The sequence below is a fragment of the Mesorhizobium terrae genome (assembly GCF_008727715.1).
Classification (GTDB): Bacteria; Pseudomonadota; Alphaproteobacteria; order Rhizobiales; family Rhizobiaceae; genus Mesorhizobium; species Mesorhizobium terrae.
Map to the genome: position 1 here is coordinate 3870587 of NZ_CP044218.1, position 12112 is coordinate 3882698.

10 protein-coding genes are annotated in these 12112 nt (G+C 64.6%); 1 reads left to right on the forward strand and 9 read right to left on the reverse strand.

Annotation, left to right across the window (positions count from 1 at the left end):
• From FZF13_RS19890 to FZF13_RS19900, 3 genes are all read right to left on the reverse strand, one after another.
• The gene (locus FZF13_RS19890; protein ID WP_024926790.1) at nucleotides 1–696 is read right to left on the reverse strand and encodes an HAD-IA family hydrolase; all 696 of its coding nucleotides are present in this window, start codon (nucleotides 694–696) and stop codon (nucleotides 1–3) included.
• A complete protein-coding gene (locus FZF13_RS19895) occupies nucleotides 693–3146 on the reverse strand; it encodes a GcvT family protein (protein ID WP_024926791.1) in 2454 nt (817 codons plus the stop codon). The genes FZF13_RS19890 and FZF13_RS19895 overlap by 4 nt, the downstream gene beginning before the upstream one ends.
• Nucleotides 3147–3272: 126 nt before the next feature.
• Nucleotides 3273–3860, reverse strand: a complete 588-nt coding sequence (locus FZF13_RS19900; RefSeq protein WP_051504891.1) for a helix-turn-helix domain-containing protein — start codon at nucleotides 3858–3860, stop codon at nucleotides 3273–3275.
• A 188-nt stretch (nucleotides 3861–4048) separates the two neighbouring features.
• Between FZF13_RS19900 and FZF13_RS19905 the strand changes: the two genes are divergently transcribed.
• Nucleotides 4049–4759, forward strand: coding sequence for a nitroreductase (locus FZF13_RS19905; protein WP_024926793.1), 711 nt, complete (start codon nucleotides 4049–4051; stop codon nucleotides 4757–4759).
• Nucleotides 4760–4862: 103 nt separating this feature from the next.
• Here the strand turns inward: FZF13_RS19905 and FZF13_RS19910 are convergent, their stop codons facing one another.
• From FZF13_RS19910 to FZF13_RS19935, 6 genes are all read right to left on the reverse strand, one after another.
• Nucleotides 4863–6305 carry an MFS transporter gene (locus tag FZF13_RS19910; protein ID WP_024926794.1) on the reverse strand — a complete coding sequence of 481 codons (1443 nt, stop codon included), beginning with the start codon at nucleotides 6303–6305 and terminating at the stop codon, nucleotides 4863–4865.
• 159 nt (nucleotides 6306–6464) lie between these two features.
• Nucleotides 6465–6851: a RidA family protein gene (locus FZF13_RS19915; RefSeq protein ID WP_024926795.1), complete on the reverse strand. Its 387-nt coding sequence runs from the start codon at nucleotides 6849–6851 to the stop codon at nucleotides 6465–6467.
• A gap of 26 nt (nucleotides 6852–6877) precedes the next feature.
• Nucleotides 6878–7465, reverse strand: a complete 588-nt coding sequence (soxG, locus tag FZF13_RS19920; RefSeq protein ID WP_024926796.1) for a sarcosine oxidase subunit gamma family protein — start codon at nucleotides 7463–7465, stop codon at nucleotides 6878–6880.
• Nucleotides 7458–10451 (reverse strand): sarcosine oxidase subunit alpha family protein, encoded by a 2994-nt coding sequence (locus FZF13_RS19925; protein WP_024926797.1) that lies wholly within the window; start codon nucleotides 10449–10451, stop codon nucleotides 7458–7460. Before FZF13_RS19925 ends, soxG begins: the two co-directional genes overlap by 8 nt.
• Nucleotides 10448–10750, reverse strand: a complete 303-nt coding sequence (locus tag FZF13_RS19930) for a sarcosine oxidase subunit delta family protein (RefSeq protein ID WP_024926798.1) — start codon at nucleotides 10748–10750, stop codon at nucleotides 10448–10450. The genes FZF13_RS19925 and FZF13_RS19930 overlap by 4 nt, the downstream gene beginning before the upstream one ends.
• An 18-nt stretch (nucleotides 10751–10768) precedes the next feature.
• Nucleotides 10769–12028: a sarcosine oxidase subunit beta family protein gene (locus FZF13_RS19935; RefSeq protein ID WP_024926799.1), complete on the reverse strand. Its 1260-nt coding sequence runs from the start codon at nucleotides 12026–12028 to the stop codon at nucleotides 10769–10771.
• Between the last annotated feature and the right edge of the window lie 84 nt (nucleotides 12029–12112).

A 12112-nucleotide genomic window follows, 5' to 3' on the forward strand; every position in this document is an offset into this window, starting at 1 on the left:
TCAAACGCTCGCGTCTTGGAAAGAAGTTCGATGGGTTGCTGCAAGCGTGAGCCTGCCGGTGGTGTCCAGCAGCGGCGTCAGCGCCCCATATCCGGGGATCGTTGGGTGCGGTGTCCTGGCGACATGTGTATGCGTGGCCGTTATCACCATGACCTTGGCACCGGCCGCCTCCGCCGCCTGGATGCCGGCGGGTGCGTCCTCGAAAACAAGGCAGTCCTGCGGCTTCTGGCCAAGGCGTTCGGCGGCGAGCAGGAAGCAGTCCGGCGCCGGCTTGCCGTTGACGACATCTTCCGCGGTGATCATCAGCCGGGGCAAAGGCAGGCCGGTGGCCTCCAGCCTGCGCAGCGCCAGGCGTCGCGGCGAGGAGGTGACGATGGCCCAACGCTCAGGCGGCAATGCGCCGAGGAAGGCGGCGGCGCCCGCAATGGCCTCGACGCCGTCGACATCGTCCAGCTCGGCCTGGGTCAACGCCTCAACCTCTGCCATCACGTCGACGCCGGGCAGGTTCAGATTGCGAACCGTCTCGACCGCGCGCACGCCGTGAATGGTCGGCAGGAAGGTTTCGACATCCAGCCCATGTTTCAGCGCCCACGCCGCCCACACCCGCTCGGCGGAAGCGATCGAACTCAGGATCGTGCCGTCCATGTCGAACAGGAAAGCGCCGAAGGCGTGGTCTGGGAAGGGCAGGGTCGTCAAGCGCGTAGCCTTTCGTTTTCAGAGTCCCACAAGGGCTTGTCTTCCTGGACCGCGGCCTTGAAGCGCTCGCCGAAAATCTCGACTTCGACAACAGTGCCCGGCACGGCCAGATCGGCGCGCACCATGCCAAGCGCGATGGATTTGTCCACCCTGTAGCCCCAGCCGCCCGAGGTGGTTTCGCCGACGATGGTCCCGCCATGCCAGAGCGTCGACATATAGGGCGCGTCGCAATCGCCGGGATTCTCAACGACGAGCGTGACGAAACGTTTCTTCACGCCCTGCTGCTTTTCGTTGAGCAGGGCGGCCTTGCCGCGGAATTCCGGCTTGTCCCATTTCACGAAGCGGTCGAGCCCGCCCTGCAGCACGGTGTAGTCGGTGGAAAGATCGCCCTTCCAGGCGCGGTAGCCCTTTTCGAGGCGCAGACTGTCGAGCGCGTACATGCCGAAGGGTTTCAGCCCGTGCTTTTGGCCTGCGACCCAGACGGCATCGAAGATGGCCGCCGTATCCTCGATCTTGGTGTGAATTTCCCATCCGAGTTCGCCAGCGAACGAGACCCGGACGAGCTGACACCAGCGGCCAGCGATCTGGCAGGACTGGTGCGACAGCCAGGGCAAGGACAGGTCGGCGTCAGCAACCGCAGCCAGGATGGCCCGTGAATTCGGCCCGGAGAGGATTTGGCAGGAAAATGCTTCCGTCATGTCTTGCAGCGCAATTTCCGTGGCTTCGGGAAGCTGCTTCGACAGCCACTCGAAATCATGCAGTTGCGCCACGGCGGCGGTGATCAGGAAGAAGGTATCTTCCTCCAGCGCCATGATCGACATCTCGGTGACGATACGACCATTGTCGTCGGCGAAATAGCCGAGACCGATGCGACCAGATTTGGGCACCACGCCGGTGATCAGGGTGGAAAGCCAGGCACGAGCGCCAGCGCCCTTGAGGCGGAAGCGGCTGAAACCCGGCAGATCCAGAATGCCGGCGGCGTCGCGCACGGCCAGGCATTCCTCGCGGATGCGCGGTTCCCACGGTCCGGAACGTGCGAAGGTCTGTGTCGAGTCCTCCGACGTGTCGTCGCCCGGCCGGGCGTACCAGGTGGCACGTTCCCAGCCATTATAGGCGCTGAACTGCGCGCCCATCGCCTTCAGGCGTTCGTGCAACGGCGAAAGCTTGCGGTCGCGCACTGCCGGCCAGACATGGCGCGGGAACTGGATGGCATATTCGTGCCCATACACTTCCATGCCCTTGGCGACGGCGTAGTCTGGCGCCGATCCAAAGGCGGTGAAGCGGCGCGGGTCACAAGACCACATGTCCCACTCGGTCTGCCCTTCGGTCACCCATTCGGCCAGCACCTTGCCGGCGCCGCCGGCCTGGGCGATGCCGAAGGTGAACACGCAAGCCTCGAACGCGTTGGGCACGCCGGGCATGGGCCCGAGCAGCGGATTGCCGTCCGGCGCGTAGGGGATCGGGCCATTGATGACCTTCGAAAGGCCTGCAGTGCCCAGGATTGGTACGCGTTCGATGGCATCGTTCAGGTACCATTCCAGCCGCTCAAGATCGTCGGGGAAAAGCTGGAACGAGAAGTCGGCCGGCATCGGATCGGTGGGTGTGGCCCAATGCGCGTGGCAGTTGCGCTCATACGGGCCGAGGTTCATGCCGTTCTTTTCCTGGCGCAGATAGTAGGAAGAATCGACATCGCGCAGCAACGGCAATTTGTGTCCTGCTTCCCTCGACCAGGCGGCAAGCTCGGGAATTTCCTCGAAGAGGATGTATTGATGGCTCATCACCATCATGGGCACATCGCGGCCGAACATCTTGCCGACTTCGGCTGCGCGGTAGCCGGCGGCGTTGACGACATATTCGCAGCGGATTTCGCCTTGTTCGGTCGCCACGACCCATTCGTCGCGATCGCGGCGCACGCCCGTCACCGGGCAAAAGCGGATGATTTTGGCACCCTTGTCGCGCGCGCCCTTGGCCAGCGCCTGGGTGAGCTGGGCGGGGTCGATGTCGCCGTCATTGGGGTCGTAGAGCGCGCCTTTCAGCTCGTGCGTCTCGATGAAAGGATAGCGTGCCTTGATATCGTCGGTGCCGATGACCTCGATCGCCATGCCCTGGTAGCGGCCCATGCCTTTGGCGCGCTGGAACTCCTGCATGCGCTCCTTGCTGTGCGCCAGCCGGATCGAGCCGGTGACGTGATAGTTCATCGGATAATCGACCTCGGACGCCAGCCCCCGGTAGAGCTCGGTCGAATAGCGCTGCATGTTCATCAGCGACCAGGAGGACGAGAAGGTCGGCACGTTGCCGGCCGCGTGCCAGGTCGAACCGGAGGTCAGCTCGTTCTTTTCGAGCAGGACGCAGTCCGTCCAGCCGGCCTTGGCCAGATGGTAGAGGGCCGACACGCCCACCGCGCCACCGCCGATGATGACCACGCGCGCGGTCGTCGGAATTCCGGCCATTTTATCCCTCCCCAATTTCCTAGCGCATCGTGCTTACCGAAAATCGGAATCGATTTTCGGTAAGCACGATGCGCAACTACAAAGTGCTAGAGCGTCCTTTGCGCGTCCGAATGGACGCGCGGCGCTCTAGTAGACCGGCGGCGAAACGACCCAGATCACCACGGCAGGTACCGTTCCGGGGTTCTTCCAGCGGAACGGCTTGCCGGCAAAGCGGAAACTGTCGCCTTCGCCAAGCCTGTGCCAGGTGCCGTCAATCTCGATCTCGAATGTGCCGGCCACCACGTAGCCGGCTTCCTCGGTCGGCCTGAGCGCGGCCTTCTTCAATTCCGCGCCAGGCGCGAATTCCGAACGCAGCATCTCGAAACTGCCGCCGAGATCGGGCGACAGCAGCTCTTCCACCAATCCCGAATCGCTGGTACCGAGCGAACGGCGACGTCCGGCGCGCACGACCACGCCGCGTTCGTTCTCTTCCGGCACGTCATGGCTGAAGAACAGGCTGAGCGGCACGTCGAACAGGTCCGCCATGGCGCGCAGATCGCCGAGCGAAGGAACCGAAAGGCCGCGCTCAACCTGGCTGACCCAACCGACCGAGCGGCCGAGTTTCAGGGCGATCTCGGTCAGGGTCAGACCTCGCGTCTTGCGCAGCGCGCGGATGTCGGCCGCGAGGAAACGCTCGCCGGTTTGCGCGTCGGATTGGGCAGCGGGTTCGGTCACGTCTTGCGGGTCCGTGAAAAAATCAAGCAGAATTTCATGTGATGCCAAGCCCGTGAAAAGATCAAGGGTGATCTCATGGTCCAGACAAAATTGCTTGCGGTATTTTTGCGGTTCATGCAAAGGCACCGCAAACAAGCGGCGTGGAATTGGGGGACGCGCCGCCGAAATCCTGCGTCGAAGAGATTGCCATGCTGGCACCGGAAAGCAGAACCCCGAAGTTGGACGAAACCGCGCTCGTGGACGAGGCGATCGTTTCGCGCCGGTCCGTGCGCGCTTTCCTGCCCGACCCTGTCGACGATGCGGTCGTCCGCGACATCCTGTCGGTGGCCTCGCGCGCGCCCTCAGGCACCAATATGCAGCCGTGGAAGGTCTATGTCGCCAAGGGCGACGTGAAGCAGCGGCTGAGCGACGCGATCCTCAATTCAGGCATTCGCGCCGAAAAGGCGGAATGGGACGAATATCGCTATTATCCCGACCAGTTCTTCGAGCCTTACCTGACGCGACGCCGCGCCAACGGCTTCGGCCTCTATGGTGTGCTCGGCATCGGTCGGCGCGAGGTCGACAAGATGCGCGCCCAGCACGACCGCAACTTCGTCTTCTTCGACGCGCCGGTCGGCATGATCTTCACCATCGACCGGCGGTTGAACCAGGGTTCCTGGATCGACTACGGCATGTTCCTGGAGAACATCATGATCGCAGCGCGGGCGAGGGGATTGCACACCTGCCCGCAGGCGGCCTTCGCGCCTTACCACCGGCAGATCCGGCCGGTGCTCGACATCTCCGAGGAGGAGATCGTCGTCTGCGGCATGGCGCTTGGTCATGAGGACACGTCCAAGCCCGAAAGCACCTTCCGCACCGACCGCGCCCCGCTCGAGGAGTGGGTGAAGTTCGTGGAGTGAGGCAGTCGGCAATAGGCAGTCGGCAGCTGTGTGTTTCGGCGACAGTTCTTGCACTGTCTAAGTTCTGAGATTTTCCGACTGCCGACTGCCGACTGCCGACTGCCTACTCATTACTCACCGACCCATGCCCGCTGACATGGGCGCCGTCTTTCGGCGTCAGATGGCGGTAGGCGAGCAGGGCGCACAGTGTCACCAGGCCTTCGATGACGAAAAGCACGCGGAAATCATTCACCGAGGCGTGGCCTTCGCTGCCGGCCAGCAATGACAGCAAGGCGGCGGCCGCGCCGACGCTGATTGCCACGGCAAGCTGCCACAGGATGTAATAGAGCGCGCTGAAACGGGCGAGCTGTTCGGGCTCGATGTCGGCATAGGAGAGATTGCCGGTCGATGCCCATTGCGCCGAGCGGAACACGCCGAAGATGAAGATATAGGCGAGCACGATCCACACTGGCGTCGTGACCTGGATCAGCGCGAAGCCGGCGACCAGTGCCGCCACGATCGGCGTGTTGAAGACCAGCACGCGGCGGAAGCCGAAACGCTTCAACACGGCCGGCATGACGAAGCGGGTCAGCAGCGAGCCGACGGCAGCGATGAAGGTCAGGGAACCGGCCTGCACCGCGCTCATGCCGAAGCCGAGCTGGAACATCAGCGGCAGGAGGAACACGACCGAGCTCAGGCCGATCGTGTCGAGGCCGCCACCGGTGAGGAACGAGATGCGGAAGGTGCGGATGCGCAGCAGTCTCAGGTCGAGTACCGGGTTGCGCGCCCGCAGCAGATAGAAGATGGCGAGGCCGAGCAGTGCGACGGCGAGCAGGACTTGCCCGGCGATCAGACCGGCCGCCATATCCTTGGCGGCAAGCGAATCCATGCCGAGCACCAGAAGCACCATGCCGGCTCCCACCAGCATGAAGCCGGGGAAATCGAATGGCGTTCGGATCGGTTTCCGGGATGCCGGGAACAAGGCAGCCGCCAGCACCAGCGCGGCGAGCGCCAGTGGCACGTTGATGAAGAAGATCCAGCGCCAGGAAATGTAGGTGGTGAGCGCGCCGCCGACGAGCGGTCCGACCAAGGGCCCCGACTGACCGGCCAGCGAGATATACATGTTGATCTTCAGCGTGCGGTTGCGCGGAAAGCTCTGCAGCACGACGATCTGGCCGAGCGTACCCATCAGCGCGCCGCCAAAACCCTGCAAGGCGCGCGCGCCGACCAGCGTCCACATTTCGTTGGCGATGCCGCACAGCGCGGAGGCCACGCCAAAAATGACGAGGGCGAAGCAATAGGCATTGCGCAGCCCAAAGCGGTCGGCCGCCCATGCCCCCACCGGCATCATGATGATCAGACTGGCGACATAGGCGGTGACCAGAAGGCCGAGCTGGCTTGGCGGCCGGGCCAGCGTTTCGCCAATACCGGGAAGGGCGGTGACCACGACATTCTGGTCGAGGCTGGTCATGAAGACGCCACAGGCAACAGTGACCGGAATGAGCGACGAGACGCTGTCCGGTGGGGCGACGCGGCCGGTTGCGGTCGCGGAAGGCTGTGCATCCATGGGTAAAAGAAGTCGACGTATCGGCCGTTTTCAGTCAATCGACGGCGGCCGAAACCATCGATTCTCTCGGGCGACTATCGAGCCAGCCCCCATTTGCCTCAAGCAGCAGGACCGGCTCTTCGTAAGGCCAGTTTAGGGTCGTCCGAGGCGGTTTTAAGGCTATCGCCGCGGCATATGGGCCATGCATTCAAGTTCGAGCCGAGCGCCGAGCGCGAGACCGTTGGCACCGAAGGCCGAGCGCGCCGGAAGCCTGTCCGGGTCGAAATATTCGAGATAGACCCGGTTGAAGGCAGCCCATTGCGACATGTCGGCCAGCATGACCGTGCATTTGAAGATGTCGGCGAAGGTGAGGCCGTTTTCCTTGAGCACGGTCTCGATGTTCGCCATCGTCTGGCGTGTTTCGGCCTCGATACCGCCCGGCACCAGTTCCAGCTTGCCCGGCACATTGCCGAGCGCGCCCGACAGATAAAGCACGTCGCCGACGCGCACGGCCTGGCTGAAAGGCAGCCTGGCGGCCTTGGCGGCCGGTGAATTGATGAATTCCATCACGTGCCTCCCCTTCGACGGTCGGTTCAGGCTACCTCGTAACCGACTTCCTCGGCCGCATGGCCGAGCGCTTTCCAGAAGGAGCGCGCGAAGGAGCGGAAGACATAGAGGTCGAACCTGTCGCCGCCAGTCCGCTGGATCTGGGCGAAGATGTCGTGATGGGTGGTCGAGCGCGCCGCGCCGACCGGGAAGGCTGGCAAGGCGAAATCGAGCGCGAAGAATTTTGCCAGCACCCATTCGGCCTCGGGGCCTTCGATGCGGATGGCGGTGCGGCCATGCGACAGATCGGTCACGGTGCCGATCGCCGGGGTCATCGCCTTGGCGAAAGCGGCGGCGAGGCCTTCTTCCTCGTCAACCACGGTAAATTTGCCCGGCGCAAAGCCGAAGACCGCCTTGGCGCCGTTGACGACACCGCCGCCGGCGCCATCCGGCAAGGCGAGGCCGGTCACCTTGCGGATGGCGGCGATGGCTTGCCGTTCCTCGCCCGGCCAGGCGGCTATCTGCACGATGGAGCCCGGCCGCGTCTCGGAAAGGATGACGCCGACGCCATCCTCGAAACGGCCGTGCGAACCCAGTCGATAGGCCGGTTCCAGCGGTGAAAGGCGCTCAACCATGCATGCGGCTCCCTTCCGGGTCGAAGAAGTGGTGGCTGACGATCTCGACCGGTCCGAACCGCTTGCGCAGCGGGTCGGAGACGAAGGCGCGCATGCCATGGCGGCTCTTGCCGCCCTGGACGAGCGCCAGGGCGATGTATTTGCCGAGCGCCGGTGCGTAACAGCAGGCGGTGATATGGCCGATCGAGCCGTGCGGGTTGTTTTCGTCCAGTGCTTCCACGATGTGGCCGCCGCCATTGAGCGGTCGGTTGTCTAGCGCGACGATGCCGACAAGCTGCAGCCTGTCGGCGGCAACCAGACCCTCGCGTTCCATCGTGGCGGAGCCGATGAAGGGTTTCTTCTTCGACAGCATCCAGCCGAGATGCAGGTCGCGTGCGGTGGTGCGGCCGTCGATCTCGGCACCGGTGACATGGCCTTTTTCGATGCGCAGCGTGCCCAGTGCCTCGAGCCCGTAGGAGACGAGGCCGAAAGGCTTGCCGGCCTCGATCAGCGCTTCCCAGACGTGAGTGCCGTGGCCGGCGCCGCAATAGACCTCGAAGGCCATCTCGCCGGAGAAGGAGAGGCGGCAGATCATCACCGGAACATCGGCGATCTCGCCATGGACGATGCCCATGAAGGGCAGGGCGGCGTTGTCCACCGCCGTACCCTTGACGCAGGCGGCGAGAATGTCGCGCGCCTTTGGTCCGCCGATCGCCGCGCCCGCCCATTCGTCGGTGACGGAGGTGACGGTGACCTTAAGATCCGGCCAGACCACGTCGAGGAAATATTCCAGATGCTGCATCACCTTGCCGGCATTGGCCGTGGTGGTGGTCATCAGGAAATTGTCGTCGCCGAGGCGCCAGGTGGTGCCGTCGTCGAAGGCGACACCATCATCACGCAGCATCAGCCCGTAGCGGGCCTTGCCGACCGGCAGAGTAGAAAAGATGTTGGTGTAGACCCGGTCGAGGAGCTCGGCGGCGTCCGGTCCCTGGACGGCGATCTTGCCCAGCGTCGAGACATCGACGATGCCGGCCGTTTCGCGCACGGCCTTGGCCTCGCGCACATAGGCCTGTTCGACCGTCTCGCCGGCCAGACCATAGATCATCGGCCGGAACCAGAGGCCGGCGGAATACATGGTCGCGCCGTGGGCGAGGTGCCAGTCGTGCATCGGCGTCAGCCGCTCGGGCCTCAGGTCGCCATATCGCTCGGCCGCCAGCGAACCGATCGAGACCGCGGTGTAAGGCGGACGGAAGCGCGTCGTGCCGACTTCCGGGATCGGTTTGCCCAGTGTCTCGGCCATGATGGCGAGGCCCGGCACGTTCGAACTCTTGCCCTGGTCGGTCGCCATGCCGAGCGTGGTGTAGCGCTTGAGGTGCTCGACCGAGATGAAGCCTTCGCGATGCGCCAGGCGCACGTCATCGGCGGTCACGTCATGCTGGAAGTCAACGAAGCTCTTGCCCTCGGCCTTGATCTCGAAAACCGGCGCCGGCTGCGGAGCGACGGACGACGGCTCGACGGCCGGTACCTCGATGGCCGATGCCGCCGCGCCCGCGGCGGCAAGACCGGTCAGATGGCCTTCGACAATCGCTTCCGCCGTCGCGAAGCGGCCGGTACAAGCGCCGGCGCCTGCCCAGTTCTGTGTCGGCTTGGGCGGCAGGAAGGCTTGCAGCCTGTCATCCCATTCGGGTTTCGCGCCGGCCTGGCTGGCGAGATGGAGAACGGGCGACCAGCCGCCGGACATCAGCAGGCCGTCGACATGGATGCTGCGCGCATCGCCGGTCACCGTACCGCTTGCCTGGTCGAAGCGCTGGATCTTGATGTCGGTCAGCGCGCGCCCGCCTTCGGTGGCGACGACCGCGTGCCCGGCCAGCACTTCCGCGCCGCAAGAAGCGGCCAGCCCGCGTGCCTCGTCCGAAATGCCGGAGCGCACGTCGATGATCGCGGTCACGTTCGCGCCGGCCTTGCCGAGCGCGGCAGCGGCCGCGTAGGCCGTGTCGTTGTTGGTGAATAGCGCTATCTTTTCGCCCGGCAACACGCCGAACTGATTGGCGTAGCGCTGTGCCGCACTGGCCAGCATGACGCCCGGCCGGTCGTTGCCTGGGAAGACCAGCGGCCGCTCCAGCGCGCCGGTCGCCAGAACGACCGACTTGGCCCGGATGGTCCAATGGCGGTGACGCGGCTCACCGCGCGCCGCCGTTTCCTTGTGGTCGGACACGCGTTCCAGCGCGGCCATGGTATTGCCGTCGTAATAACCCCAGACGGTGGTGCGCGGCAGCAGTCGCACATTGTTGCGGCCCTTGAGGCCGTTCACAATGTCGTTGGCCCAGTCGGCAGCGCGGGTGCCGTCGATTGTCTCCCCGGACCAGTTGGCGGAACCGCCGAAGCGGGGATCGAGTTCGGCCAGAATGACACGCGCGCCACGGTCGGCGGCCGCCTTGGCGGCCATCAGGCCGGCGGGGCCGGAACCGACCACCAGCACGTCGCAGAAGGCGTTCATGCGTTCGTAGCGGGTGTCGTCGGCGACCGTGCCGGCGCGGCCGAGGCCAGCGGCGCGGCGAATGAAATGCTCGCAGAACATCCAGAAGCGGGTGCCCTTCAGCGGCCCGACCACCGGACCCATGAAGGTCTTGTAGTAGAAGCCGGCGCCGAGCACCTTGCCGGCCAGCTGGTTGAGCGCGCCGACATCCCAATTGAGCGACGGGAAGCGGTTCTGGCTTTCGGCGCGCAGGCCGTCATGGATCTCGATGGCGGTCGCCGGAATGTTGGGTTCGCGCGCGGCTCCGCGCAGCACGGTCACCAGCGCGTTCGGCTCGTCCACGCCGGCACTCAGCACACCGCGCGGCCGGTGGTATTTGAAGGACCGCCCCATCAGCGAGACGCCGTTGGCGAGCAGGGCCGAGGCCAGTGTGTCGCCGGCATGGCCGGTAAAGGGGGCCCCATCGAAGGTGAAGCGGACGGTTTTCAGCCTGTCGATCTGGCCGCCGGCCGTGGTGCGGCGCGGGCTCATGCCTTGGCTCCCGACTTGCGCCGTTCGGTCGAACGATGATGGGCGTCGCCACGCACCGGCACGGCGCTGGAGACATTATGGGTCAGCGTGTTGCGCACCACGCGGATATGGCTGCGGCAGCCGCCGGAATGCTGCCATATCTCGTTGTGGTCGCCGGCCGGGTTCAGCCGGTCGTAGACATATTCATTCCAGGCCTGCATGTCCTGCGAATTGGGGGCGGGGCGCTGGCGGTTGCCATCGCCTTGATAGGTGAATTCGGACACGTCGCGCGGGCCGCAATAGGGGCAAGTGAGAAGCATGGTTTTTCCTGGCGGCCTCTAATGCAGTCGCGGCGTGGCGCCTTGACCCTTCTCGTCGATGAGAATGCCGCGATGGAAGCGGTCGAGGGTGAAGGCGGCGTTGAGTTCGTGCGGTTCGTCGCGTGCGATGGTGTGGGCGAAGCAGAAGCCGGACGCAGGCGTGGCCTTGAAGCCGCCGTAACACCAGCCGCAGTTGAGATACATGCCTGGCAGGGGCCCCGTGGTGATGATCGGCGTACCGTCCATCGACATGTCGCAGACGCCGGCCCAGGAGCGCAGCATGCGCGCGCTGGCGAGGCTCGGGAACAGCGCCAGCATTTCCGACATCACCTCTTCGACGATCGGCAGGTTGCCGCGCTGGGCGTAGGAATTGTAGCCGTCGAGGTCGCCGCCATAAATCAGGCCGCCCTTGTCGGACTGGCCCATGTAGAAATGGCCCATGCCGAAGGTGACGACCGTATCGATGAACGGCTTGAGCGATTCGGAGACAAAGGCCTGCAGCACATGGCTTTCGATCGGCAGCCTGTCGATGCCGGCCAGCTGCATGACGCGGCCGGTGCTGCCGGCGGCTGTGACCGCGACTTTCTTGGCGCGGATTTCGCCGCGCGTGGTGACAACACCGGTGATGCGGTCGCCGTCGCGCAGGAAACCAGTGACTTCACAGTTCTCGAGGATATCGACACCGCGCCGGTCGGCGCCGCGCGCATAACCCCAGGCGACCGCGTCATGGCGGGCGGTGCCGGCGCGCGGCTGCATCAGGCCGCCGACGATGGGGAAGCGGGCGTTTGCCGATATGTCGATCGCTGGCATCAGCCGCTTGATCTCGGCCACCGACATCAGTTCGGCATCGACGTCGAGATGGCGCATGGCGTTGCCCTTGCGGGCGAGGTCGTCGAACTGCGCTGGCGTATGGGCAAGGTTGAGCACGCCGCGCTGCGAGAACATGACGTTGTAGTTGAGGTCGTGGGAGAGGTTCTCCCACAGCTTCATCGAATGTTCGTAGAAACGCGTGTTCTGCGGCAGCAGGTAGTTGGAGCGCACGGCCGTGGTGTTACGCCCGACATTGCCGGAGCCGAGATAGCCTTTTTCGACCACGGCGACGTTGGTGATGCCGTGTTCCTTGGCCAGATAGTAGGCTGTCGACAGGCCGTGGCCGCCGCCGCCGATGATAATGACATCATAAGAGGCCTTGGGTTCCGGCTTGCGCCAGGCCGGCTTCCAGTCCTTGTTGCCAGACAGCGCATTGCGCAGCAGCGAGAAAGCCGAATATTCCGCCATACCAACTCCACCCCCAAACCGCGCGCGGATTCGGGCACCCTATTTTGCAGTAGACTATAGAGCAGGGCGCACGGCCAAAGCCAA